This is a genomic window from Candidatus Symbiopectobacterium sp. 'North America' (assembly GCF_015762685.1).
Taxonomy (GTDB): Bacteria; Pseudomonadota; Gammaproteobacteria; order Enterobacterales; family Enterobacteriaceae; genus Symbiopectobacterium.
This window is the reverse complement of the sequence record NZ_PEHF01000001.1, coordinates 88,156-114,751: the sequence shown is the minus strand read 5'-3', so window position 1 is coordinate 114,751 and position 26,596 is coordinate 88,156. Positions and strand designations below refer to the sequence as shown.

Below are 26,596 nucleotides of genomic sequence, written 5' to 3'. Positions count from 1 at the left end.
TCATGAAAAAAATAGATGCAATTATCAAACCGTTCAAATTGGACGACGTGCGTGAAGCGTTAGCCGAAGTGGGTATCACCGGCATGACCGTCACGGAAGTAAAAGGATTCGGGCGCCAGAAGGGCCATACCGAACTGTATCGCGGTGCAGAATATATGGTCGATTTTCTGCTCAAGGTAAAAATCGAGCTGGTGGTTGCCGATGACATCGTCGATACCTGTGTCGAAACCATCATTCAGACCGCCCAGACCGGTAAAATTGGTGACGGCAAGATTTTCGTGTTTGATGTGGCACGCGTAGTGCGTATCCGTACTGGCGAAGAAGACGAAGCGGCTATCTGATGCTTTAGCCACGATCCCCGCCGAGCGAGGATCGTGGAACGTCCTGTCAAGGTGCGGTGGGTGTCCAGCCCGCCAGAAACTTTTCCTTACTGTATTCTGCGGCCTGTTCTGCGGTGAGCTGATGCCGTCCGTCATTTTTTTCTGCGCCCGCACCGGTTGAGTGGTATTCGAAGAAACACGAATCCTGCGGCTGGAACCAGATTTTCTCGCCTTTGATATCTTTGCCGGACATTTTGTCCCAGCCGTAGATCACATCGTCCATCTCGGTGTTGATAAACACCCTTTGTCCGATAGCGTTAGGGTCGGCATAGCAGCCATCAGGGAAGGTGGTCGTCGGATGCCAGGGGTGACCGAGCGCATAGCTTTTCGCGGGGATATTACTGCCTTCCTTGAACACCCGGCTGTTAGTAATCACCAGACCGTACTTCTGGTTGATATCAGTGCTGGGAGCGGTCAGGTAGCCATAGGATTCATCACCGGGATTAACGCGCGTGCGGGCGACGATATCGCAATCATCAAACAGCTCCGTGCCGTTACCGAAAATAAAGTCCATGGTGCCGCTGATACGGCATTTCTCAAAGAAACTGCGACCCCCTTTGATATACAGCGTGTCTTGATAACTCACCAGGCTGACATCGTGGAAGTAGGCACGATCGCTCTTCTCCGCCACCAACAGTGCCACGGCCTGAGTGTCTTTTATCTTGGTCGGGTCATCACTCTTCTTGGCTTCATTGCCCAGATAGTCAAAATCATTGCGGATGGTCAGCATACGGGCACTGAAATCAGGCGCATCGATCTTTACCGTATAGCTACCGGAGGTACCCCATTTGGAACCGTCTGGCTTCAGGGCTCCGGCGGCAGTATCCACAGCAATAATGGTGTGGTCACGGTCTTCGCCCTTAAAATGCACGTTGGGGCGGGTAATCACCAGGCGCTCGTGGTAGGTGCCCTTTTTGATGTAAATAACAAACGGTGTGGTATCGGCAGGCGCGCTGGCGATAGCCTCACCAATGGTTTTAAAGGTGTTGGGTGCAGCAGGTGCCGTGGCAGAAACCACCGCGTTAACATCTGAACTGGCAATGGCGTGCTGCCAGGGGGCGGCCACCAGAACGGCCAGCGCAATTGCGCCTGAGAGGGGTTTAAACATACCGATCATTCCTTAACTGTAGTGTCCGAGAGGTAAAACCCATCTATTCGCACTATGGAAAAGCGCCCCTGAGCAAACGCTCAGAGGAGTAAAGCCTTAGTGTTTTTTCTTGAGCAGATGATCAGCCAGCGGGCGCAGTGCGTCGTCGGCGCGAATGCTGTCTGCGACGATCTCGGCCACGGCAATCGCGCTTTTTTGTTGGAAATGGGTGGTATCCGGTTTGCTGGTGCTGCCCGCCTGATCTTTGTAGTACGGGTAGCGTTTAGGATCGATCACCAGCCAGTACTGTTTCCAGTGATGTCCGTTATCCCGGTTAGCCAGTGCAATGATATCGGGTTCAACATCCAGCAACGGGACATTGTTGGCTTTCGCGGTATCTTTGATGGTTTGGCTGTAGTCACCGATAAAGGCAAAGCCGTTTTCAGCATTTTGACGGGTGAAGTGACTGTGAACGGCTGGGGTGCTGTCTTTGCCTTGTGCATCTTTCACGCGGGTTGTTGGCGTTAACAGCACTGCGATCATCTGATGCTGGCGGGCATAGGTGATATAGCGTTCCAGCGCGTTCTGGAATGACATATCTGGTTTACCCTGCGGGAATTGGCGCTTGCCTGCCGCATCATTGGGGTAGGTACACAGGTTGCCGACATTCGCTGCGCCGCGTACCGCTCTGGCACCGTTACAGTTCTGATCGTTGTGGCCCATCTGAATGAAAATGTAGTCGCCGGGCTGCATCTGTCGGAACCAGCCTTCATAGAAGAAATCGCGCGAGCTGCGTCCGGCGCGGGCACCATTGATCACTTTGACGCTGCCGTCATGGCGGAATTGCTGTTCAAACACCAGTGCCCAGCCTATGCGTGGGAAACGCAGTTTCTCGTAGTTGGCGGCGGTGGAGTCGCCAACGATAAAGATGCACGTCTTGGCCTTTTTGATCTCATCCAACTGACGACGCGCATAGCCATAATCCAGCCCTTCGTAGCTGCCATCGGCGCTAAGACCGACGATCGGTCGGAACAAGCTGTCCGTCAGTACGGTGTGGCCCGCTTGCCCGCTGTCGTTATGGTAGTTGCGGTTGTGATTGATTACGTCGACCAGTTGGCGAAAGGCTTTTTGCTGCGTTGCCGGGTAGTGCAGGGGATCAAACTGTGCAGGGTTAGTGATGCCCCCCTGTTTTAACGCGGGACCGAAACCGGCATGAAACACCGCATTAGCCTGTTTCCAGATTGTGGCTGAGAGCGCAGGCGTGCCTGCATCATCGGAGAGTTGCTGCGGGCCGATGTAGCCTGCCGCCGCGGCCATGTCGGAGGCGATGCGATCGGTAAACGGGTTGATGTTGGCGATGTTTCCTTTACCCGACTGAGCGGTTGGCAACAACGCGCTCAGGCAGATGGCACGCGCCTGATTGTTCAACAAACAGTTATTGCCGCCGGACTCGACCGCAGACAGTCGCAGCGGTGCCCTTGTTGGTCACGCACAATAATGGTGGCGGGCAGGCGCGCATCGCGGTGTGCAACGATGCCTTCGAGCGTGGTGTGTTCTCCCAACACCGTGGCGGGCAGCGTTTCGCTAGCTGGTGCTGCATTCTTTTGTGCATGGGCATAGCCCACGGAAGCGCTAATCAACAGCGCGAGCGTAATGCGGTGAGAAAATCGTGTAGACATGGTCAGATACATCCCTTATCGCAAAAAGTAGTAAAAAAGACGACGTCGTTTTGGTGGTGTGCAACAGGCTTGCCGCAGTGCTAATGATTCTTACACAAACTCCTTGTTAGTTCGGCCAAAAAAGTGGGATGCAGACAGGCCGTGGAGCAAATCAATAAGCTAAAACTGCGTTTTTTTAAAATGAAGCGTTATTTTAATTATGGCGTGGCGGATTTTTGTGATCGATACTGTTTTTTATCATTACCGGATCGGGTGGGAGCATAAATTTGTGATCGTGGATAAGATTACCGCGCGTGCGTTTGCCCGTGCGGTAGGGGCTTGCGAGTCGGCGCATTACACGACTTTATGTGGTCCAAAGCATTCGTAGTGTAGCTGTGAGGGGGCGATGCCCAATGCGAGGAGTTGATGAGCGGCGAATTGCATAAAGGCCACCGGGCCGCAAAGATAAAAATGCATGCTGGCATCGCTCAGACGGTACGCCAGTTTGTCCAGCGCCATTACGCCTTGATAGCGAAAATCTTCACCGGGACGATCGTCTTTACCGGGCTGACGGTACCATACGTAACGTGTCAATGTGGGCCATTGCTGGTTAATCTGCGCCAGCTCATCACCAAAGGCATGCACATCGCCGTTGTCAGCGGCATGCAACCACAGGACGTCCGCTTCATGCGCCCGATCTTTTAACTGGTGCAGCATGCTGAGTAACGGTGTTTGCCCTACGCCCGCAGAGATAAGCGTGACCGGTGTGGTTGGGGAGGCCGTTAAAAAGAAACCCCCGTGGGGCGCAGCCAGTGAAATGATATCGCCTTCCTGTGCCATGTCGTGCAAATAGCCGGAAACGGTTCCTTGAGCCTCGCGCTTTACCGCAATGCGATAAGTGCGGCCATTGGGGGCGTGCGTCAGGGAATATTGGCGAATCTCCTGATGAGTAAGGCTGTCGTGGCGAATGTAGACTGCCAAATATTGACCGGGTTTAAAATCCACCACCGGTTTGCCATCGACAGGTTCCAGTGTAAAACTGGCGATCAGCGCACTCTGCGTCTGTTTTTTCACGATGCGAAAGGGGCGCGTGCCTTCCCAGCCGCCGTGCTGGCTGGCTGCATCCTGATAAATGGCGCGTTCACGCTGAATAAAAACATCAGCCAATACGCCATACGCCTTGCCCCAGGCATCCAATATCTCCTCGCCGGGGCTAAACAATTCGTCCAGCGTGGCCAGCAGATGCTCGCCAACGATGCTATATTGCGCAGGCTGGATCGAGAATCTGGCATGTTTCTGTGCGATACGCTCCACCGCAGGCAGCAGCGCCGAGAGGTTGTCGATGTTGGCCACATAGGCGCAGATAGCGTTGAATAAGGCTTCTCGCTGATCGCCATTGCGCTGATTACTCATGTTGAAAATGTCTTTTAGTTCAGGATAGTGGCTGAACATGCGCTGATAAAAATGAGCGGTCAGTGCCGGGCCGGTTTTTGCCAGCAAGGGCAGGGTCGATTTTATGATAGCGATAGTTTTTGCGTCTAGCATGGTGACCCCAGGTGGCTTTATAAAATGTATTTTTAATGCATCTTATTTGAGCGTTGACCCGTTGTAAATCCCTGCTTTGTGTTGGTGTTTATTGTGTCGACGGGAACACAAAATGAAGAAAATGCAGGATGCAGATGAAGAAAACTCCCTTGCCAGTGCATGAAGGCATTAGGCCGCTAAGCCTTGTGCTGCTTGAAGCTAATCGTTTGCGTAAAAACCTCTGTCAAGCCCTATCATGCAAGGGGATAAACGGTTTACACTATAGGCCAATACCCGTTGCGGGCATTTTTACTGTACATATAGTTAGCTGAGTCAGGAGATGCGGATGTTAAAGCGTGAAATGAACATTGCCGATTACGATGCCGAACTGTGGCACGCGATGCAGCAAGAAGTGGTGCGTCAGGAAGAGCATATTGAACTGATAGCGTCAGAAAACTACACCAGCCCACGTGTTATGCAGGCTCAAGGGTCTCAGTTAACCAACAAATATGCGGAAGGATATACCGGCAAACGTTACTACGGCGGCTGCGAATATGTTGACATCGTAGAGCAACTGGCGATTGACCGTGCTAAAGCGCTGTTCGGTGCTGACTACGCTAACGTGCAACCTCACTCCGGTTCCCAGGCCAACTTTGCCGTGTATACTGCGCTGCTGCAACCGGGTGATACCATTCTGGGGATGAACCTGGCTCACGGCGGTCACCTGACCCACGGCTCTCTGGTTAACCTGTCTGGCAAACTGTACAAAGTGATTCCTTACGGTATCGATGAAAGCGGTAAAATCGATTACGAAGAAATGGCTGAACTGGCACAAATCCACAAACCGAAAATGATCGTAGGCGGTTTTTCTGCTTACTCAGGCGTGGTTGACTGGGCGAAAATGCGTGAAATCGCTGACAGCATTGGTGCTTATCTGTTTGTGGATATGGCACACGTTGCGGGTCTGGTCGCGGTTGACGTTTATCCTAACCCGGTTCCTCATGCGCATATCGTCACGACCACTACCCATAAAACGCTGGCGGGTCCGCGCGGCGGCCTGATTCTGGCCAAGGGCGGTGATGAAGAACTGTACAAAAAGCTGAACTCTGCTGTGTTCCCTGGCGGTCAGGGGGGCCCGTTGATGCACGTTATCGCCGGTAAAGCGGTAGCGCTGAAAGAAGCAATGGAACCTGAGTTCAAAGTTTACCAGCAACAAGTGGCGAAGAATGCCAAGGCTATGGTTGAGGTGTTCCTGACGCGCGGTTTCAACGTGGTTTCTGGTGGCACCAGCAACCACCTGTTCCTAGTCGATCTAGTAAGCAAAAACCTGACCGGTAAAGAAGCCGATGCGGCTCTGGGTCGCGCTAACATTACTGTTAACAAAAACAGTGTACCGAACGATCCGAAGAGCCCGTTTGTGACCTCCGGTATCCGTATCGGTACGCCGGCGGCAACCCGTCGTGGCTTCAAGGAAGCGGAAGTGCGTGAGATGGCAGGCTGGATCTGTGACGTCCTGGATAACATCAATGACGAAGCGACCATTGAACGCGTGAAACAAAAAGTCCTCGCTATTTGCGAGCGTTTCCCGGTTTATGCCTGATCGCCAATAACCTGTAAGTTAACGCCAGCCTTCGGGCTGGCGTTTTTTTTACCTCTTTTCCTCACTATCTTCACGTAACCATCTGATATAAAATCCTATGTGCTCTTAGCGCAAGAATCAGAATATGAAAGTTTTCTCCCACGCGCCGTCTACCCTTTGAGACAGTTCTTATCGAAAAGACGTTGTTTTCAGGAAGTTTTATTCTAATTAATAACGGTAAATCATTTTTATTCATCGTTATTAATTAAAATGCTATCGATATCATATTAATGATGAAATATCAATTTGTTATATTATTTGGGGGAAGTGCCGGATGAGGTCTTCGTCATTCAAAGTCAAACCGTTGGTGGTGGCAGTAAGTGCCGTACTATGTGTTCTTTCTACTTACCCATCATCTGCTGCATCGATCGATGTTTCCACGAACATCAGCGGCCTGAGCATCACAACTGCGCAGGATTATTTGAGCATAACCACTACCGGTACGATCACCGGAACCGATTTCGGTGTCACCAACACCTCAACCATTGGTACGCTCAGCAACGCTGGCGTTATCACTGGTAGTGATGGGATCTATAACACCGGGTCGATCGGACCATTAACCAACTCCGGTTTAATTTCTGCCAGTGACAACAGTGGTCTTTGGAGTGATGCGGGTAACATTGATTCGCTGTTTAACACCGGCACCATTTCAGGATATAAGGGCGTTTACCTCGAGAACAACAGCTTTCTGGCGGAATTCAACAACTCGGGATATATCAAAGGTGATGAAGATACGGCCGTTTTAATCAACGCCAGCAACCTATGCTCTTTCGAGAACTCTGGTGAGATCAGTGGTGAGCAGGGCGTCGTGCTGGAAAAGGATTCCAAGCTGTATGAATTGGTCAACTCCGGTGTGATTTCCTCTGATAACGATGCCGCTATCCTGCTAAATAGTTCCAGCATCAGTTCCATTAGTAACACTGGATTGATTAAAGGTGATGCTGGGATCGTTCTGAAAAATGATGCCGGCGTAGCGTCGTTAATTAATGGCGGTACCATCAGTTCTGGTCTGGGTATTGGCGTGTTTGGTGAAAATGTCGAAGAGTTAAGTTCGATTGGATCTATTTCCAACACTGGCCTTATTGATGCTGATGACGGGCTGATTGTATCAGGCGGCGGGTATGTAGGTACCTTCTTCAACTCGGGTACCCTGAGTGCCAATCTGGGCATCGGTGCGTTTGGTAACCCGGAAGACGCTGTCGGTACGATCGCCGCCATCAATAACAGCGGACTGATTGATGCGGAGGATGGCCTGGTGGTGGAAGGTGGCTCTTATGTCGGGACATTTTTCAACTCGGGCTCCATCGACACCAATATCGCCATGGGAATTTACAACGGTGGTACCCTTGGCTCCCTCAGCAATGAAGGCATTATAAGCGGTGAGTCTGCCGCGCTCTCCATCGATGGCGGGAGTATCGGGTCGATCTATAACGATGGGGTGATAGCAGGAAATATCTACTCCACCAGCGGCCTGACCTTCTTTGGCAGTGAAGGCGAGGACATCGGGACCTTGACTGGCTATGACAAAGGCAGTATCGGCACTATTTCCATTGCGGCCGGTGACCTGACTTTTGTTACGGGCAATACGGTGCTGAATGACAACGTGATTCTGGGGGAAGGCCAACTGGTGAATGGCTCTGCCCAACTGATGGTCAACAATGTGCTCACGATCGACGGAGACTATCAACAGGGAGGCGGTGCCAGCCTGCTGTTTGGTGTCAATAACTACCTTGCCACCAACGGTGATATCAACGCCTACAACGGGTATGGCCGCCTGGTGGTGTCCGGCAGTGCCAATATCGCCAGCGGATCTAACGTGGGGCTAATGGGTAACGGCCAATATGCGTTTGCACAAGGGCAGCACTATGTGGTGATTCGAGCAAATAGTGATGGCACCGATTACAACGCCGACAAACTGGATTACTGGGCTGAGAATTACACCGGGCTGCTAACCGGTAACACACGGCAGCACCAGCGATCTGGTGGTGACGTTGGGTGACTGCAATGGCGATTACAAACCGATTGGTTACGCGACGACGTCAAACGCCATCACTGCATTGAACGGCCTGTTTAATTATGGCGGTACGGAGTCGTCCCTGCTCAATCTATTTAACGCTGGTGCTGCGGTAGGCAATACAGCAGAGGCTAACCGTGCGGGGGCGCAACTTAGCCCGGCGGCGATCGCCTCAGCCTCGGTGCAGGCTGCAGTACTGCACTCCATGTCGGTACTGGACGTATTGGCGCAACGCGGTGAAGCCATTCGTCTGGCAGGTGCAGGCAGCGGTATTTCGACCGGGGAAAATGATGACGGTCCGGTAGCCTGGGGGCAAGGCTTTGGCGGCAAGGTCAACCGAGGCCAGCAGGGGGATATCGCGGGTTACGACGGACACTTCGTTGGTGTGATGTTAGGGGGCGATGGTGAGGTCAACGATAATTGGCGTTTGGGGGGATTAGGCAGTTACACCATCACTATGGTGAACAGCAGCGGCGATAATCTGGGCAGTTCGGCCCATGTCAAATCTTACGGCGTGTTCGGCTATGCCAACTATGAGGGTGACCCTTGGTACGTCAACCTAACGACTGGCGGTATCTTCCACCATTACGGCACCAAGCGTCAGCTGGATTTCACCGGATTTAACGGTAATACCACTGCGACATTCAAAGGTAACCAGTTCATTGCCTCCGGTCTGGTGGGGTATCCGCTCTCGATGGGAACCCAGTGGACTCGATTGACACCGATCGCTACCTTGACGTACAGCAACTGGGGCAGGACGGTTATACCGAAGCGGGTGGCAACGGTGCGGGATTGCGGGTTGACGATACCACGGTAACCTCACTCAAAAGTGACCTGGCGTTGAAGTTGGATCACCGTTTCAAAATGTCAGACGGTGAAATTCAGCCGTTTATTCAGGGCGGATGGCGTCACGAATACCATGACGATGCGTTGCAATCAGTAGCCAGCTTCTCTGCCGACAGCACCGGCGCAAGTTCATTTGTGGCACGCGGTTCGAAACCGATTGTGGATACCGGCGTGTTCTCGGCAGGGGTCTCTCTCGTGACCTCAGTGTGACGATAAAATATACCAGCGAAGCGGCCCGACACTATCAAAGTCACACCGGTAATCTGCAACTGCGCTGGCAGTTCTGATTCCCCTGCGCCAGCGGTGTGGCTATGCCGCTGGCGCATTGTTTCAGTTCATGTTCTGGCATCAGGGAGATTTTGTGCTTAATCCGACTCATCCAGTGGCGACACCGCTTACCGTTGAAACGGCCTTGCGGCGCGCGTATGCACACTGGTGGGCTGGTCAGGCGGCGCAGGCAGAGCAACTCTGTCTGCGTATTTTGCGTGTAGTCCCTCAGCAACCGGGGGCCATGCATCTGCTCGGCGTTATGGCCCATGTCTATAGTTTTCAGGAGCGTGCGGTCACCTATTTAGAGGCAGCGACCCGCTCGCCGCAAGCGCCTGCACTGTTTCACAGCAATCTGGCCGAGATGTATCGTCAAAAGGGACAGTTGAAGGACGCTGAACAGTCGGCGCGCAAGGCAGTTGCTGCCGATCCGCAACTGATGGATGCATGGAACAACCTGGGTATCATCGCACAAGAGTGTGGCAATCTGACTTTCAGTGAATCCTGTCTGCGCAAGGTGTTGACTACTAATCCCGACAATCCGCAGGCACACAATAATCTGGCGAATACGCTGCGCCGTTTAGGGCAGAGTCAGCAAGCATTGCATCATTACCAGCAGGCGCTGGCGCACGACCTTCAGTTTGTTCAAGCCTGCATCAACCAATCCTCTCTGTTACGCGAACTTGGTCATCTAGCGCGAGCCGCCGAGTTAGCCGAGCAGGCGATAGCGCTCGACCCACGCTGCGCGGAAGCCTATCTTAATCTTGCCGATCTGGCGAGGGTGCGCCAACGGCCTGAAGAGGCTAGCCGCTGGCTGGACGCATTACGCGCCTTTGCTCCGGACCGGGTTAACGCGCAGCGTTCGACGTCCGGTACGGTGCTGTCCCCCGAGGTGATTGCCGCCTGTCATCAGCAAGTGCTCGATCTTTATGCCGAAGGTCGCCATGCCGAGGTGGAAGCTTTGCTGACGCAAACGCTGGCGAACGGCAACGGGCCGCCGACGCTGTGGCATCTGCTGGCGCGGGCGCTGCGCGCTCAGTTAAAAATGGAACCTGCGTTGCGCATTATGAGCATGTTGGTGCGGGTTCGGCTCGGTGAGATGACGGCACGTTTCGCGCTGGCTTCACTGCTGTTAGTCACCGGCGATTTTACTCAAGGCTGGCGAGAATACCGCTTTCGCTACCAGATGGAGCACACAGCTAAGGTGTGCCGTCATGTGCAGAAACCGCGTTGGGAAGGGCAGCCGCTGGCTGGGAAACGCTTGCTGATCCATGACGAGCAGGGCTTTGGCGATACCATTCAGTTTTTACGTCTGGTCCAGACCGCGCGCGAGCGCAGTGGTGCGCGCATTATTCTGCAAGTGAACAGCGATTGTCTGGCACTGGCACGCCGCTGTACTGGCTGGGATGAGATCGTTGTGCGTGGAAACTTACCGCAGTCCTTTGATTATCATTGTGAGCTGATGAGCCTGCCGATGGAGCTGGGCCTGCAACTGACGGATTTGCCCGGTACTGTGCCTTATCTGTTTGCCGATCCCCAGCGTATCGAGCTCTGGCAACAGCGTCTGGCGCATTTACCGCGACCGTTAGTGGGGCTGGTCTGGGCAGGACGACCTCCGGCGGTGGCGCTATTGCGGTGTTGATTGCTGCACGTCGTAAAGACATTGCCCTGCTACGCACGGTGGGGGCAACCTCAATCATGTCGCGGTTAATCGCTTACACCGTGTCGCCCCCATGCCCGATTCGCTTAACCCGGACGATGTCGCGAGCGAGATTGCCGCTGTGCCACAACTGCATTTCAGCGGCGATACCGATCGCATTGTGCCTTCGGTTATTGCCCACTTTTTTGTTACTGCTGTCGGGCGTTGTGCCGATGTGCGTGAAGTGCACGACGTGGATCATGAGGGCGATTGGCCTGCGCTTTGGCCTGCCTTGTTGCATATGCGTGTTCCCTGTGAAGACCCTGCACAGCGTTCTCTGCTCCGTGCCTGATAAACTGAATTTTGCGAGCCTGCGCTGGGAAGCCACCGCTTTACCTGTTAGGCTAAGACGCCTTTTTAGGGCGCGATGATCGGGCTGTAGCCGCCGTAGTGACGCTATGTGCTGCGCAGTTGACAAGGAGAGACGATGGTTTTGCAATCCACCTACTGGCTGGCGCTCAGTTATTTCACCTACTTTTTCTGCTACGGCATTTTCCTGCCGTTCTGGAGCGGCTGGCTAAAAGGGGAAGGTCTTAGCGCGGAAAATATCGGTTTGCTGCTTGGTGCCGGGCTGGTTGCGCGCTGTATAGGGAGTCTCTTCATTACGCCTTGTGTAAAAAATCCCGCTCATCTGATTAATGCGATACGTCTTTTGGCGTTGCTGTCACTGCTCCTTGCGCTGGGTTTCTGGTTGGGCAATGCCTGGGTGTGGCTGCTGCTGGTCATTGTGGGCTTTAATCTGTTCTTTTCACCGCTGGTGCCGCTTAACGATGGGCTGGCCGCCACCTGGCAACGCCAGATCGCCATGGACTATGGAAAAGTGCGTGTATGGGGCTCGATAGCCTTTGTGATTGGTTCTGCCGTCACCGGTGAATTGGTGGCCGCCTGGGGGCACACGGCAATCCTGGCAACGTTGACCGCCGGGTTGGTGTGTATGCTGTTGGGCATGTTGCTGCGACCTTCTGTGATGCCGCTGGCCAGCGCGGGGGGGGAGCACGCCGCGGCGGTAACCTCCTGGCCGAAATTACTGCGTGAAGAGGGCGTGTGGCGCTTTCTGCTCTGCGTGGCGTTGTTGCAAGGGGCGCACGCAGCCTATTACGGTTTTAGCGTTATCTACTGGCAGGATGTGGGGTATTCGCCAGCGGTGATTGGCTATTTGTGGTCGCTGGGGGTGGTGGCTGAGGTAGTGGTATTTATGTTCAGCAAACGCTGGTTTGCGCGTTTCAGCGTCCGCGACCTGTTGCTGCTGTCAGCGGTGGCAGGCATTGTTCGCTGGGGGCTGATGGGGGCCACCGTAGCGTTGCCCTGGCTGATTGTGATACAGATATTGCACTGCGGTACCTTTACCCTGTGCCACCTGGCCGCCATGCGCTTTATTTCTGCGCGTAGCGGTGGCGACGTGCTGCGTTTGCAGGCCGTCTACTCGGCACTGGCAATGGGCGGCAGCATTGCGGTGATGACGGTGGTGTCGGGCTTTTTGTTTGAACATCTGCAACATGCCACCTTTTGGGTGATGGCGGCGCTGGTGGTTCCCACGCTGTTTTTACGACCCGCGACGCCCGCTCAACACGCATAAACTGGGCATCACGTTCATTTCGGAATAGTATGACGCTTGGAAAGTTCGGGTGTCATCGTCTGCGTCAAGAGACGATACATTATGTTACTTTATAACACTTTCGGTCGCTGTTGTGCTCGGTTAGGATGGCGGTCGGGCGTGTTGTTCTCGCTTCTGTCGCTTGCCTCGCATTCGGTGTGGGCGCATCCCCACAGTTTTATCGATATCCAAACCACGGTTGAAGGTGAGAATGACACCATCACCGGGTTGAGTATGAACTGGACGATGGATCCGATCACCTCAGCCGATCTGCTCTACGATGCGGGCAAGGCGAAAAGTGACGCTGAAATCTGGAAAAAACTGGCGGCGGAAGTGATGGCGAACGTGTTGGGTCAGCACTATTTTACTGAGATCTATCTGGATAACACGGCGGTGAAATTCCAACTGCTGCCGACAGAATATCATTTGTCGCGGCAGGGCAATAAAGCGGTGCTGAAGTTTGTGCTGCCGCTGGCGCATCCGCAGCCTTTGAAAGGTGCGTCGCTACAGATTTCTACCTATGACCCGACCTATTTTGTCGATATGTCCTATCAGGATAAAAACGCTGTTCGCCTTGCGCCTGCGCTGGCGGAACATTGTAAAACCGCGCTGTTTACCCCGAAACCCAGCGCTGATTTACGCTCTTATGCGCTGTCGCTGGATAAAGCCGATGTCCCCGATGAGGATCTGGCGTTGGGCAAATAGTTTGCACAATACATTACGTTGGAATGCCACTGACCGTGTTTGAAAAACGAAAACGCAATCGCACCTTGAGACTGTGCCTTGGACTGTGGCCGTTAGCGGCTTTTTTACTGCTGCTCGCGCTGGGTGCTCAGGTGGCGCTGCGCTACTGGCCGGATATTCTGCTGCAAAGCGTTGCCTGGCAGAAGGTGATGCATCAGCAGATGTCAGCGCTGCTTGAGGCGGTGCACGAACAGCCGCATCAGGCGGTGCTGAGCCTGCTGGCGTTCAGTCTGGTCTACGGCATCTTGCACGCGGTGTGGCCGGGACACGGTAAAGTGGTGATCGCCACCTACCTTGCACTCATCCGACGCAGCTTAAAAACAGTCTAAAACTGACGCTAGCATCCTCGCTGCTGCAAGGCATGATGGCGATTGGGTTTGTGAGCGTCACGTTGGGGGTTTTGCAACTCTCCAGCTGGGCACTGCATGCCTGCACTTTCTGGATGGAAAAGGCCAGTTTTATGCTGGTGGCGCTACTGGGATTGTGGCTCAGCGTGCGTGCCCTTAAACGTCTGTGGGCGGCGATTACCCATGCAAGACATGCCAACAAACCCAAATTCAGCGTATTCACGTGTCAACCGCAGAGGCGCGTCTGTTACCGTTCGCGCCGTTATAGCCCGTGACGGATGATGGCGTATGCGGTTGCGGCCATCGTCATCTCCCTTCCCAGGAAGAATTGCAACGTGGTGATGGCTGGCGTACCCGAGTGGCGATTGTGTTTGCCATGGGGTTGCGTCCCTGCTCGGGGGCCATCCTTGTGCTGTTGTTCTTCAAAGTGATCGGCGTGTTTGCCTGGGGCGTTGCTTCTGCGCTCGCCATAGCACTGGGCACGGCCATTACCCTCTCGGTGTTGGCACTGCTGGTGTTCTTTTGTCGCCGGGTGATTGAACGCATGGGACGCTCACGTGCGCCTACGCTGTGGCAACAGACCGCCTGGAGCACGTTGTCGCTGGCGGGTGGCATGGTGCTGTTTGGCGCTGGCGTTCTGCTTTATCTCTCAGCGCAACCTGCCATTACCGGTGGTATCCGTCCGCTCTCCTGACGTGCCTTTCTGATTTTTCTCTCTGAACGTGCCTGACGTCAAAAAGCCATTGCATCTGCTCTGTGGCGCGCAGCATATCATTTTAAATGATGATAATGAGTCTCATTATTTATATAAAATCAGGGATAAAAATGAAGAAAACGCTACACTGGATAGCTACCATCTCGCTATGGAGTGTCACCTGCCTGTCGTATGCCGCCCCGATCGTTATCGAAGATGTCAGTGGTCGCAAGGTTGAAATTGCCGCGGAAGCCAAACGCATCATTTTGGGAGAAGGGCGACAGATTTACCTGCTGGCGGCCTTTGACACCGAAGCACCGTTTAAACGCGTGGTTGGTTGGCGTGACGATCTGCCCAAAGCCGGATTTTGATGGCTATAAGGCCTATGAAAAACAGTTGCCGAGCATCACATCGTTGCCAACGTTTGGCGGCGCGAAGGACGGCACCTTTAACGTTGAGCAGGCGTTAACGCTCAAACCCGATTTGGTGCTGATGAACCTGGAATCGAAAGCGGCGACGGATGAAGGCAAACTGATTGAAAAGCTAGAGCTGTTGGGTATTCCGGTGGTGTTTATCGATTTCCGCGAGAAGCCGTTTGAGAATGCGGAAAAGAGCATCCGTATCATGGGGCAACTGCTGAACAAGCCGCAGCGTGCCGAGGAGATCGTTCAGTTCCGCCGCGAGCAGATCGCCGTGGTGGAAGATCGTCTGAAAAATTATCAGGGACCGCGTCTGAAAGTCATGATCGATCGTGCTGGCGGCTATGATGAGTGCTGCATGTCCTTTGGTGATGAAAACTTTGGCAAAATGCTGGAAGTCGCCGGTGGGAGCAATGTCGCCAAAACGGCGATCCCCGGTACCTTTGGCACTTTGAATCCGGAATTTATCATCAGTGCTCGTCCGGATGTGGTGATTGTCACGTGGGCTAACTGGAAGAACTACAACACGGCGAACAAGTGGGTTGGCGTGGGGCCAGGAGCGGACACGGCGGAAGCCATTAAACGTCTGGCTGCGTTGATGCAGCATTCTGCGTTCAAAACCTTGCCGGTGGCGACCAACGGCAATGCCCACGCTATCTGGCATCAGTTCTACGATAGCCCGTATCAGTTTGTTGCGATTCAGGCGATGGCGAAATGGCTGCATCCGGATCTGTTTAAGGATATCGATCCGGACGCGACGTTCAGAACCTTTCATGAGAAGTTCTTGCCGCTGCCGTATCAACCGGGATATTGGGTAACGCTGCCACCGCAGCAGAAATAATTACTGATGAAAAAGCCCACGTTTATACGGGCTTTATGGTCATTCAATGCACTAGCAATCAAATCGTCGGCTCAGACACCAACCCATCAATCATCACTTGCGGTATGCCCTGCGAACAGCGCTCAATGGGCCCGCGTACGCCATACACCTGTGCCAGACTGTCAGCGCTGATCACCTCGGCAGGCGCGCCGTCGGTAATCAGCTCACCGTTTTTCAGCATCAGCACATGGTCGCCGTGGCGCAGGGCGATATTGATGTCGTACACCACCACCAGCGTGACGATATTGCGCTTGCGCGTCTCTTTACGCACCAAATCCATCACGTGGAACTGGTAATTGAGATCCAGCGCGCTTAACGGTTCATCCAGTAACAGCAGTGAAGGTTGGCGAATCAGCGATTGCGCCAGCACTACCAGCTGTTTTTGGCCGCCGGAGAGCTCATCGCCAGATGTTCAATACCGAGTTGGCGTAGCAGCGTCAACACTTCATTCTCTTTCTCGCGCGAGTTCAAACCGCCGGAAGCCCGTTGTGCCACGATGATCGACTCCAGCATGTGCAAATGCATGCCTGCGGGCAAAGATTGTGGCAGATAAACCACCTGTTCGGCACGCTTGGCAAACGGCAATTGCATCAGTTTGGTGTCGTCCAGATGCAGTTCACCGTTGGCGTTGCCTAGTCCGGCCAGCGCGCGCAGCAGCGTTGATTTACCGCTACCGTTGGGGCCAAGCAGTACCGTGATTTTACCGCGCGGTAATAGCGGCACATTGAGGTTGTGAATGATTTGTCGTTTCGGATAACCGGCTTCGAAACGGGAGATGCGCAAACCGGCGTGCGACAGCATCTGGTTCATACATTCCCCCGGTGGCGCAGAATAATACTCAGGAAGAAAGGCACCCTAACCAGCGATGTCACGATCCCAACAGGAATAATCACGCCGGGGATCTGGTTTTTAGACGCCACCGACGCCAGCAATAACACCAGTGCACCAATCAGGGCGCTGGCGGGCAGATAAAAGCGGTGATCTTCGCCGAATACCATGCGGGCAATGTGTGGCGCAACCAGACCAATAAAACCGATCGGACCGACAAACGCCACCGACAGCGCCGAGAGAATACTGATGCGTAGCAGCGTCGCCAGACTTAAACGGCGTACGTTGATGCCAAAACTGGTGGCGTGATCTTCCACGAGACGCAAGGCGGTGAGCTTCCATGAGCTCATAAACTACAGCGGCATTAATACCACCAGCGCCAACAGCAGTACGCCCAGCTTTTCCCATGAGGCGCGCGCCAAGCTGCCCATGGTCCAGAATACTAGCCCTTGCAAGGTATCTTCATTGGCGATGAATTGTAGCATCGATACCAGTGCATTGAAGGTGAACACCAGCGTGATACCGAACAGGACCACGCCTGACGTCGCGACGTTGGTCCTGCGGGTAATGCCATCAAGTAACAATGCGGCCATCAGCGCAAAGAGAAAGGCATTGGCGGAGATAAACCACTGAGCCGGAATGCTGGGAATACCAATCCCCAGCAGAATCGCCAGAGCTGCATCGAAGGCAGCGGCTGAAGAGACGCACAGCGTGAACGGGCTGGCTAACGGGTTATTCAGGATGGTTTGCATCTCTGCGCCTGCCAACCCTAAGGCCAGTCCGACGATTAGCGCCATCAGCGCGTAGGGCTGGCGAATATCCCACACAATCACCGCGTGCCGGCATCTGCCTGCGCGGGGTTGGTCAGCGTTTGCCAGAGCACATCGAGTGAAAGCCCGGATGGCCCCATGGTGAAATCCAACAGCAGGGAAACCACGATGGCGGCGACCAGCAACAGCATAATCAGCAACCGATGGCGTAGAATATCTTGATAATGACGGAGGATATCCGAGTCAGCCGCCTTTTGGCGGCTGATGTCAGTGGTTGTACTCATCGACTACTTGGCCAACTTTTGACTGAAAATAAACGGTGTGTCTGGAAGCGCGGTAAAGCGACGCACGATATCGTGGTAAGTTTGATCAGGATTTAACGTTACCAGCGCTTGCGGATAGGCAATTTTCGCCAGATATTTCATGCCGACAATGTTATACGGATGGTTATAGAAGTGGTGATACACCCCGTAAACCTGACCGGCCTTGATGGCAGGGACCTGATCGATACCCGGACGGCTTAACAGCACATCGGCTTTGGCTTGAATATCCTCAGCGGTGGCGTTATAGCCGAATGACAGAATTTTGTTGGCGCTGTTACCGCGTTTGGAGCCGGTCATGATGTAAGCATCCGGTTTTTCCGCAATCACTTTTTCCAGTGAGATAAAACCAGTGGCACCCGGCAGCAGATCGGCAGCGATATTGGTCACCCCAACCGCTCTCAGTAAACCGCCCCAGCCGTTATCTTTATGGCTAAAGCAGCAGGCATAGCTGTTACCCGCGATAGGTTCGATAAACACGCGCGGTTTCGGCGTAATCGCTGCGGTTTTTTGCTGAATGTCTGCGGCGTGCTGACGGTAGAAGTCGGTATAGGCTTTGGCGTTCTCTTCACGGTTAAGCACCTTGCCGAGCAGGTCGATGCTGTCCGTGGTGTTCTTGGCCGGATCGATTTCATAATCGACAAACAGCAATGGAATGTGCAGTTCGTTCAGCTTGTTAACGACGCCATTGCCTTCCAGTGACGCCTTGGCACGCAGTTGCGCCACCATCAAATCCGGTTTTTTCACCAGCACGCTTTCCAGCTCAATATCGCCTTTGTCACCAAAGTCCATATCAAGGATATTTTCTGCGTTCGGCCATTTGCCCTTCAACAGGTTCCAGGTAGCGGCATCCTGTTTTTTCGGCGGGTTGTTCCACGCCACTAAACGCTGGAACGGATCGTCGCGATCCAGCAACGCCAGTGCCATAATATCGCGCCCGTCTTGCAGCACCAGATGCTTCGGCTCTTGTTGCAGTGTGACAGTATTGCCCGCCATATCGGTGACAGTTAAAGGATATTGTGTGGCGTGGCTGAAAAGCGGTGTGGCAAGGAGTGCGGTGAAAAACAGCGAGTTGATGGATTTCTTAAACATGGTGTCGTCCCGTTACCACCTGTCCTGATGAATTAGGCCTCTCCTAATACAAATCAGACAGATGTAATGCATTTGATAATCATTATCGTATTACCATACGCCAAAACTTAACAGGAACGCAATGTAAGGAAAAATATCAGATGTTGCCCCGCCCACCAACGGCGAACGGGACAAAGGACTGCCTTAGCGTTTCAGCGCTTCGCTAAGTTGTTCACGAATGGCTGCCAGAATGGACTTCACCACGCGCGGGTTGCCCGCCACCAGATTGCCAGAAGCGAGATAGTTGTGGCCGCCAACGAAGTCAGTCACGATACCGCCTGCTTCACGCACCAGCAGCTCGCCACCGGCGAAATCCCAGGGTTTCAGGCCAATCTCGAAGAAACCGTCTACGCGGCCCGCAGCCACATAGGCCAGATCCAGCGCGGCAGAACCGGTGCGACGGAAGTCAGCGCAGGTGGTAAACAGGGCTGACACCATATTGATGTAAGGGGTCGCGTGCTGTTTCTGCTTGAAAGGGAAGCCGGTCGCCAGAATGGTGCCTTCCAGATCGCGCGCATTGTCGCTGCGCAGACGATAGCCGTTCAGCTGTGCGCCCTGACCGCGCGTGGCGGTAAACAGCTCATTGCGCATCGGATCGTAAACCACAGCGACTTCAGTGCGGCCTTTAATGCGCACGGCAATAGAAACAGCAAAATGGGGGAGACGTTTAACGAAGTTGGTGGTGCCATCCAGCGGATCGATAATCCATTGCACTGTGTCGTCTTCACCGACTACTTCGCCGCACTCTTCACCAATAATGGTGTGCTGGGGGTAGGATTTGCGAATCATCTCAATAATCAGGCGTTCGGAGTCGCGGTCAACGTTGGTAACGAAGTCGTTGGTGCCTTTTGGGCTCGCTTCAACGGCGTCAGGGGTTTCATAATTCTTGGCAATTAAATTACCGCCCTTGCGCGCAGCGCGCACAGCGATGTTAAGCATCGGATGCATGGTATCGTCCACTAGGATGTTAAAGAACAGAAAGCGAGGCGCACTATAGCAGGGGAAAGAGAAAATAGCGAAGTCTGTGATACACTAATCTTGTTTTTCACTCTTTTTCTTCTTACTGCCGAGTCAACATGTTAGAGAATATTCGTATCGTTCTGGTGGAAACCTCGCACACGGGCAACATGGGGTCCACCGCCAGAGCGATGAAAACCATGGGGTTAAAGAACCTCTATCTGGTGAATCCACTGATTAAACCTGATTTACAGGCGATCGCACTGGCCGCCGGTGCCAGCGATATTATTGGTAACGCTACGCTGGTCAATAACCTGGATCAAGCGCTGGTTGGCTGCAACCTGGTGGTTGGCACCAGCGCACGTTCCCGTTCGCTGCCTTGGCCGATGCTCGAACCGCGCGAGTGTGGCGTGCTCAGTGCGCACGAAGCGCAGCACGCGCCGGTGGCGCTGGTGTTTGGCCGCGAACGCGTGGGGTTGACCAACGATGAACTGCAAAAATGCCACTATCACGTTTGCATTCCCGCCAATCCCGAGTACAGTTCGTTGAATCTGGCGATGGCAGTACAGCTGATCGCTTATGAAGTTCGCGTTGCGCATCTGGATTTGCAGGCGCAGGGAGCACCGCAGATTGCGGAAGAACCTTACCCGCTGGTTGACGATCTGGAACGCTTCTATACCCATTTGGAAGAAACGCTGCACTACACCGGTTTTATTCGTAAGGCTCATCAGGGGCAGGTGATGCACAAGCTGCGCCGTTTATTTACCCGCGCCCGCCCGGAAGAGCAGGAGTTGGCCATTCTGCGCGGCATTTTAAGCTCGGTACAAAAAAACCGACATGACGGTCAGGAGTAGAAAAGTAGCGAAGAAATACTTGAGTGAATTACTCGGTTAAATAGTTGACTAAAACACTCGAGAATGTCAGACTGAAAGGGTGCTATGTAAGTACATGCATTCACAGTGCATGTTTATAATAACCGTGTTCGATAATAAGCTGTTTTATCTACAGGTACCACTATTATGAGACTGACATCAAAAGGCCGTTATGCCGTTACCGCCATGCTTGATGTGGCGCTGCACTCCAAAGAAGGGCCGGTTCCTTTGGCGGATATTTCCGAGCGGCAGGGAATATCGCTGTCGTATCTGGAACAACTGTTCTCTCGCTTGCGCAAAAACGGGCTGGTTTCCAGCGTCCGTGGGCCGGGTGGTGGTTACCTGCTGGGCAAAAACGTTAATGAAATCGCCGTTGGTGCCGTGATCTCTGCCGTAGACGAATCCGTCGATGCGACCCGTTGCCAGGGGCGTGAAGGCTGCCAGGGTGGCGATCGCTGCCTGACGCACACGCTATGGCGCGATCTCAGCGACCGTATCACCGATTTCTTGAACAATATCACGCTGGACGAACTGGTGAATAATCAGGAAGTGCTGGACGTGGCGGATCGTCAGGATGCTGACATTCGTCGTACCGCCAATGGACGTATTCAAGAAACCATTAATGTTAATCTGCGCGCCTGATAGTTCATCCTCGCAGGAATAATAAAAACAAAACGCATTGTACGTTTTGAAGTGATGTACGGAGTTTATGAGCAATGAAGTTACCCATTTATCTAGACTATTCAGCCACGACGCCGGTTGACCCGAGCGTGGCTGAAAAAATGATGCAGTTTTTGACCCTGGACGGTACGTTTGGCAACCCGGCTTCCCGTTCTCACCGCTTTGGTTGGCAGGCGGAAGAGGCAGTGGATATCGCGCGTAACCAAATCGCCTATCTGATGGGTGCCGATCCGCGTGAAATTGTGTTCACGTCCGGCGCGACCGAAGCCGATAACCTGGCTATCAAAGGTGCCGCCAACTTCTATCAGAATAAAGGCAAGCACATAATTACCAGCAAGACCGAACATAAGGCCGTGCTGGATACCTGCCGTCAGTTAGAGCGTGAAGGCTTTGAGGTCACTTACCTCGCGCCGCAGCGTAACGGCATTATTGACCTGCACGAACTCGAAGCGGCAATGCGTGAAGGCACCATTGTGGTTTCCATCATGCACGTGAACAACGAAATCGGTGTGGTACAGGACATTGCCGCTATCGGCGAGATGTGCCGCAGCCGTGGTATCGTGTTCCACGTTGATGCCACGCAGAGCGTGGGCAAACTGCCTATTGATCTCAGCAAGATCAAAGTCGATTTAATGTCTTTCTCTGGTCATAAAATCTATGGCCCGAAAGGCATTGGCGCGCTGTATGTGCGTCGTAAACCCCGTATCCGTATTGAAGCGCAAATGCACGGCGGCGGTCACGAGCGCGGTATGCGTTCCGGCACCTTGCCCGTGCACCAGATCGTCGGCATGGGCGAAGCGTACCGTATCGCCAAAGAAGAGATGGTGGCAGAAGTCGCTCGCCTGAGCGCACTGCGTCATCGTTTGTGGGACGGTATCAAGGATATTGAAGAAGTGTACCTTAACGGTGACCTGGAGCAGGGCGCGCCGAATATCCTGAACGTCAGCTTTAACTATGTTGAGGGTGAATCCCTGATCATGGCGCTGAAAGACCTGGCTGTCTCCTCCGGTTCTGCCTGTACCTCTGCGAGCCTTGAACCATCCTATGTGCTGCGTGCGCTGGGCATGAATGATGAATTGGCGCACAGCTCGATCCGCTTTTCTCTCGGCCGTTTTACTACCGAGGAAGAGATCGACTACACCATCGATTTGGTCCAGAAATCCATCGGACGTCTGCGTGATCTTTCCCCGCTGTGGGAGATGTTCAAGCAGGGCGTGGATCTGACCACCATCGAATGGGCTCATCATTATTAATTCGCAGCACGGAGAACGTTAATCATGGCATACAGCGAAAAAGTTATCGATCATTACGAAAATCCGCGCAACGTCGGCTCCTTTGACAACGCCGATCCTTCGATTGGCAGCGGCATGGTGGGTGCACCGGCGTGTGGCGACGTAATGAAATTACAGATCAAAGTCAGCGACAACGGCATTATCGAAGACGCACGTTTCAAAACCTACGGTTGTGGCTCCGCCATTGCTTCCAGTTCGCTGATCACTGAATGGGTGAAAGGCAAGTATCTGGACGAAGCCGAAGCGATCAAGAACACCCAGATCGCTGAGGAACTGGAACTGCCTCCGGTGAAAATTCACTGTTCTATTCTGGCGGAAGATGCGATCAAAGCAGCGATCGCAGATTACAAAAGCAAACGCACAGCGAAATAATCTGTCGGTGAACCGTGCTGCCCGGCGTGAATTCGTTGGGCAGAAGGCGTGCTAACGATATTGAGGTTGTTGTATGTCTATTTCTCTTAGCGATAGCGCAGCACAACGTGTCAGCGCTTTTATGGCAAATCGAGGCAAAGGCGTCGGTCTACGCTTGGGTGTGCGGACGTCAGGTTGTTCTGGCATGGCTTATGTGCTTGAGTTTGTTGACGACCTTAACGACGACGATGTGGTGTTTGAGGATAAAGGGGTAAAGGTCATCATCGATGGCAAAAGCCTGGTTTATCTCGATGGCACGCAGTTGGATTTCGTCAAAGAAGGTCTGAACGAAGGATTCAAGTTCAATAATCCCAACGTTAACGGCGAATGCGGCTGCGGCGAAAGCTTTACGGTCTGATTAGTTTTGCCCGTGTTAACGGGAGCATGCTCGTGACGCATTGGCGTAGGGCGGCTACCCGTTAGCGCCAGAATGTCCGAGCGCACTATGGATTACTTTACGTTATTCGGGCTGCCGGTTCACTACGATGTGGATGGCAGCCTGCTCCTTTCTCGTTATCAGGAACTGCAACGCCAGTTCCATCCCGATCGCTTTGCCACGCAGCCCGAACGGGAGCGTCTGCTGGCTGTACAGCAGGCGGCAACGGTTAATGATGCTTACCAGTCGCTGAAACATCCGCTGAAACGCGCAGAATATATGTTATCGTTGTACGGTTTTGATCTGAGTAACGAGCAACATACGATGCGCGATACTGCCTTTCTGATGGAGCAACTGGAACTGCGCGAGCAGTTGGATGCGATTTCACATCAGGAAGAGGCTGAAGCCGCACTGGCCGATTTTGCCAACCAGTTAACCGCCATGACACGGCAGCGCACGGCGCAGATGCAGTCCGAACTGGCGCAGGCCTCGTGGTCGGCGGCGGCCGATACGGTGCGTAAACTCCGCTTTTTCGATAAGCTGCAACAGCAGGTGGAACAACTCGAAGAACAACTGCTGGACCGCTAATCTGCGCAATGATGCACATAATCGAATAACGTTTTTTTTATTTCGTCGGCGCAACAGTGGCACCGACAGCCAATTGATGGAAGCTCAATATGGCCCTATTACAAATTAGTGAACCTGGCCTCAGCGCAGCACCACACCAGCGCCGTCTTGCCGTGGGTATTGATCTCGGCACCACCAATTCGCTGGTGGCAACGGTGCGCAGCGGCGAAGCACAGCCGCTGGCGGATTCCGAAGGGCGCGAACTGCTGCCATCGGTGGTGCGCTATGATGCCGAAAGTATCGATGTCGGCTGGGCGGCACTGGCGCAGGCGGTAAACGATCCCGCCAACACTGTCAGTTCCGTCAAGCGACTGATGGGCCGTTCGCTGGCCGATATTCAGCAACGTTATCCCCATTTGCCGTATCATTTTCAGGCCAGTGAAAACGGCTTGCCTTTATTGCAAACGGCGGCGGGCAATAAAAACCCGATTCAGATTTCTGCCGATATCCTCTCTGCGCTCGCGGTGCGTGCTGAAGCCGCGCTGGGCGGCGTGCCGGATGGTGTAGTGATCACCGTTCCTGCCTATTTCGACGACGCTCAGCGTCAAGGCACCAAAGATGCGGCGCGTCTGGCTGGGCTGCATGTGCTGCGTTTGCTCAATGAGCCGACGGCGGCAGCCATCGCTTACGGGCTGGATTCGGGTAAGGAAGGGGTGATTGCCGTCTACGATCTGGGCGGTGGCACCTTTGATATATCCATCCTGCGTTTAAGTCGTGAGGTGTTTGAAGTGCTGGCGACCGGTGGTGATTCTGCGCTCGGCGGCGACGATTTCGATCACCTGTTGGTGGAGTGGCTGCGCGAGCAGGCTGGCGTCGACGATCGTTCCGATGCGCGCGTGCAGCGTGAATTGATTGAAACGGCCTTGCATGCCAAGGTTGCGCTCAGCGCCGCGCCGTCAGTGACGGTACAGGTTGGCACCTGGCAGGGCGAACTGAGCCGCGAACAGTTTGATGCGCTTATCGAGCCGCTGGTGAAACGCACGCTGCTTTCCTGCCGTCGGGCGCTGAAAGACGCGGGCGTTCAGGCCGATGAGGTGCAGGAAGTGGTGATGGTGGGTGGCTCGACCCGCGTGCCATTGGTGCGTACCCGCGTCGGCGATTTCTTTGGCCGCACGCCGTTGACCGCCATCGATCCGGATAAAGTGGTGGCGCTGGGTGCGGCCATTCAGGCGGATATTTTGGTGGGTAACAAGCCAGACAGCGAGATGTTACTGCTGGATGTGATCCCGCTGTCGCTCGGTCTGGAAACCATGGGTGGCCTGGTCGAGAAAGTGATTCCGCGTAACGCCACCATTCCGGTGGCGCGCGCGCAGGAGTTCACCACGTTTAAAGACGGTCAGACCGCCATGATGATCCACGTGCTGCAAGGTGAACGCGAACTGGTGCAGGATTGTCGTTCGTTGGCACGATTCTCACTGCGCGGCATTCCGCCGTTGCCCGCCGGTGGCGCGCATATTCGTGTTACCTTCCAGGTGGATGCGGATGGCCTGCTGAGCGTCACGGCAATGGAGAAATCCACGGGCGTAGAAGCGGCGATCCAGGTCAAACCGTCGTATGGGCTGAGCGATGATGAAATTGCCGCGATGATCACCGACTCGATGCAGAATGCGCAGAGTGACGTTGCTGCGAGCATGTTGGCGGAGCAGAAAGTCGAAGCTGCGCGGGTGCTGGAAAGCGTGCAAAGCACGTTGGCCGCCGATGCGGATTTGCTGAGCGCCGAAGAACAGGCGGCTATCGTTCAGGCGGTATTGGCGCTGAAACAGGTGAGTGCCGGTGATGACGTTGCGCTGATTGAAGCCGCAATAAAAACAGTAGATCAACAAACCCAGGGGTTCGCTGCGCGTCGTATGAATGCTTCCATTCGTCGGGCGCTGGCAGGACACTCTGTGGACGAGGTGTGAGCATGCCTAAGATAGCTTTTTTACCGCATCAGGATCTGTGTCCTGAAGGCGCGGTATTGGAAGCCAAAGTGGGTGAAACGATTCTGGAAGTCGCCCTGCGCAATGGTATCGAAGTTGAACACGCCTGTGAGAAATCCTGCGCGTGTACTACCTGCCATTGCATCGTGCGCGAAGGATTTGATTCTCTCGCGGAAAGCACAGAAGACGAAGATGACATGCTGGACAAAGCTTGGGGGCTGGAGCCCGAAAGCCGTCTGGGCTGTCAGGCGCGTGTCGCGGGCGACGATTTGGTGGTTGAGATCCCGCGTTACACCATTAACCATGCCCGCGAGCATTAACAGGAGCTGAACATGGGATTGACATGGACAGATAGCCGTGCCATTGGTGAAGCGCTGTATGACGCGTTTCCCGATACGGACCCGAAAACGGTGCGTTTTACTGATCTGCATCGCTGGATTTGCGAGCTGGATGAGTTTGATGACGCGCCGGACGCTTCCAACGAAAAAATCCTGGAAGCGATACTGCTGGTGTGGTTAGACGAAGCGGAATGACAATTCTGGGCTGCCTGACGGGCGGCACTTTTTTTCAGCGCGATACCGTAAATATACTCTACATAATTCGAGTTGAAATATAACGGG

At 53.9% G+C, this 26,596-nt stretch carries 20 protein-coding genes and 6 pseudogenes; 19 read left to right on the top strand and 7 right to left on the bottom strand.

What is annotated here, in order from left to right; genetic code table 11:
• The first annotated feature begins 2 nt into the window (after positions 1-2).
• Complete coding sequence (gene glnB / locus CS369_RS00555) at positions 3-341, top strand: nitrogen regulatory protein P-II (RefSeq protein ID WP_196905589.1); 339 nt, start codon at positions 3-5, stop codon at positions 339-341.
• A 46-nt stretch (positions 342-387) separates the two neighbouring features.
• On the opposite strand, the gene pemA is transcribed toward glnB, so the two are convergent.
• From pemA to hmpA, 3 genes and pseudogenes are all read right to left on the bottom strand, one after another.
• Positions 388-1,488, bottom strand: a complete 1,101-nt coding sequence (gene pemA, locus CS369_RS00550) for a pectinesterase PemA (RefSeq protein ID WP_196905588.1) — start codon at positions 1,486-1,488, stop codon at positions 388-390.
• Positions 1,489-1,584: 96 nt separating this feature from the next.
• A pseudogene (locus tag CS369_RS00545) lies at positions 1,585-3,146 on the bottom strand (GDSL-type esterase/lipase family protein).
• A gap of 333 nt (positions 3,147-3,479) precedes the next feature.
• Complete coding sequence (gene hmpA / locus CS369_RS00540; RefSeq protein ID WP_196905587.1) at positions 3,480-4,670, bottom strand: NO-inducible flavohemoprotein; 1,191 nt, start codon at positions 4,668-4,670, stop codon at positions 3,480-3,482.
• A gap of 325 nt (positions 4,671-4,995) precedes the next feature.
• On the opposite strand from hmpA, the gene glyA reads away from it, so the two are divergent.
• The 9 genes and pseudogenes from glyA to CS369_RS00485 all read left to right on the top strand — a co-directional run bounded on the left by glyA (position 4,996) and on the right by CS369_RS00485 (position 15,753).
• Entirely contained in the window at positions 4,996-6,249 is a 1,254-nt protein-coding gene (gene glyA, locus CS369_RS00535; protein WP_196905586.1) for a serine hydroxymethyltransferase, read from the top strand.
• A gap of 313 nt (positions 6,250-6,562) precedes the next feature.
• The gene (locus tag CS369_RS00530) at positions 6,563-8,287 is read left to right on the top strand and encodes a hypothetical protein (RefSeq protein ID WP_196905585.1); all 1,725 of its coding nucleotides are present in this window, start codon (positions 6,563-6,565) and stop codon (positions 8,285-8,287) included.
• A gap of 220 nt (positions 8,288-8,507) precedes the next feature.
• Positions 8,508-9,358, top strand: a pseudogene (locus tag CS369_RS24965) (autotransporter outer membrane beta-barrel domain-containing protein).
• 151 nt (positions 9,359-9,509) lie between these two features.
• Entirely contained in the window at positions 9,510-11,057 is a 1,548-nt protein-coding gene (locus tag CS369_RS00515) for a tetratricopeptide repeat protein (RefSeq protein WP_196905582.1), read from the top strand.
• Positions 11,058-11,148: 91 nt separating this feature from the next.
• Positions 11,149-11,406 (top strand): hypothetical protein, encoded by a 258-nt coding sequence (locus CS369_RS00510; protein WP_196905581.1) that lies wholly within the window; start codon positions 11,149-11,151, stop codon positions 11,404-11,406.
• Positions 11,407-11,541: 135 nt separating this feature from the next.
• Positions 11,542-12,690, top strand: coding sequence for a 3-phenylpropionate MFS transporter (locus tag CS369_RS00505; protein ID WP_196905580.1), 1,149 nt, complete (start codon positions 11,542-11,544; stop codon positions 12,688-12,690).
• Positions 12,691-12,771: 81 nt separating this feature from the next.
• The gene (locus CS369_RS00500; RefSeq protein ID WP_196905579.1) at positions 12,772-13,413 is read left to right on the top strand and encodes a DUF1007 family protein; all 642 of its coding nucleotides are present in this window, start codon (positions 12,772-12,774) and stop codon (positions 13,411-13,413) included.
• 23 nt (positions 13,414-13,436) lie between these two features.
• Positions 13,437-14,493, top strand: a pseudogene (locus CS369_RS22700) (nickel/cobalt transporter).
• Between the two features lie 131 nt (positions 14,494-14,624).
• Positions 14,625-15,753 (top strand): annotated as a pseudogene (locus CS369_RS00485) (ABC transporter substrate-binding protein).
• 58 nt (positions 15,754-15,811) lie between these two features.
• Here CS369_RS00485 and CS369_RS00480 read toward each other — a convergent pair.
• From CS369_RS00480 to suhB, 4 genes and pseudogenes are all read right to left on the bottom strand, one after another.
• Positions 15,812-16,593 (bottom strand): annotated as a pseudogene (locus tag CS369_RS00480) (ABC transporter ATP-binding protein).
• A 5-nt stretch (positions 16,594-16,598) separates the two neighbouring features.
• Positions 16,599-17,674 (bottom strand): annotated as a pseudogene (locus CS369_RS00475) (FecCD family ABC transporter permease).
• Positions 17,675-17,677: 3 nt separating this feature from the next.
• Positions 17,678-18,802, bottom strand: coding sequence for an ABC transporter substrate-binding protein (locus CS369_RS00470; protein ID WP_196905577.1), 1,125 nt, complete (start codon positions 18,800-18,802; stop codon positions 17,678-17,680).
• Between the two features lie 183 nt (positions 18,803-18,985).
• Entirely contained in the window at positions 18,986-19,789 is an 804-nt protein-coding gene (suhB, locus tag CS369_RS00465) for an inositol-1-monophosphatase (protein WP_196905576.1), read from the bottom strand.
• A gap of 128 nt (positions 19,790-19,917) precedes the next feature.
• Here suhB and trmJ point away from each other — a divergent pair, with 128 nt between their 5' ends.
• The 9 genes from trmJ (at position 19,918) to iscX (ending at position 26,509) form a co-directional block, all read left to right on the top strand.
• The gene (trmJ, locus tag CS369_RS00460; RefSeq protein WP_196905575.1) at positions 19,918-20,652 is read left to right on the top strand and encodes a tRNA (cytosine(32)/uridine(32)-2'-O)-methyltransferase TrmJ; all 735 of its coding nucleotides are present in this window, start codon (positions 19,918-19,920) and stop codon (positions 20,650-20,652) included.
• A 165-nt stretch (positions 20,653-20,817) separates the two neighbouring features.
• Entirely contained in the window at positions 20,818-21,312 is a 495-nt protein-coding gene (gene iscR / locus CS369_RS00455; RefSeq protein WP_196905574.1) for a Fe-S cluster assembly transcriptional regulator IscR, read from the top strand.
• A 74-nt stretch (positions 21,313-21,386) separates the two neighbouring features.
• Complete coding sequence (locus CS369_RS00450; protein WP_196905573.1) at positions 21,387-22,604, top strand: IscS subfamily cysteine desulfurase; 1,218 nt, start codon at positions 21,387-21,389, stop codon at positions 22,602-22,604.
• Between the two features lie 24 nt (positions 22,605-22,628).
• Complete coding sequence (gene iscU / locus CS369_RS00445; RefSeq protein WP_196905572.1) at positions 22,629-23,015, top strand: Fe-S cluster assembly scaffold IscU; 387 nt, start codon at positions 22,629-22,631, stop codon at positions 23,013-23,015.
• A gap of 73 nt (positions 23,016-23,088) precedes the next feature.
• Positions 23,089-23,412 (top strand): iron-sulfur cluster assembly protein IscA, encoded by a 324-nt coding sequence (gene iscA / locus CS369_RS00440; protein ID WP_196905571.1) that lies wholly within the window; start codon positions 23,089-23,091, stop codon positions 23,410-23,412.
• An 87-nt stretch (positions 23,413-23,499) separates the two neighbouring features.
• Positions 23,500-24,018 (top strand): co-chaperone HscB, encoded by a 519-nt coding sequence (hscB, locus tag CS369_RS00435; RefSeq protein ID WP_196905624.1) that lies wholly within the window; start codon positions 23,500-23,502, stop codon positions 24,016-24,018.
• An 89-nt stretch (positions 24,019-24,107) separates the two neighbouring features.
• Positions 24,108-25,958, top strand: coding sequence for a Fe-S protein assembly chaperone HscA (hscA, locus tag CS369_RS00430; protein WP_196905570.1), 1,851 nt, complete (start codon positions 24,108-24,110; stop codon positions 25,956-25,958).
• A gap of 2 nt (positions 25,959-25,960) precedes the next feature.
• A complete protein-coding gene (fdx, locus tag CS369_RS00425) occupies positions 25,961-26,296 on the top strand; it encodes an ISC system 2Fe-2S type ferredoxin (protein ID WP_196905569.1) in 336 nt (111 codons plus the stop codon).
• A gap of 12 nt (positions 26,297-26,308) precedes the next feature.
• Positions 26,309-26,509, top strand: coding sequence for a Fe-S cluster assembly protein IscX (iscX, locus tag CS369_RS00420; RefSeq protein WP_196905568.1), 201 nt, complete (start codon positions 26,309-26,311; stop codon positions 26,507-26,509).
• The last annotated feature ends 87 nt before the right edge of the window (positions 26,510-26,596 follow it).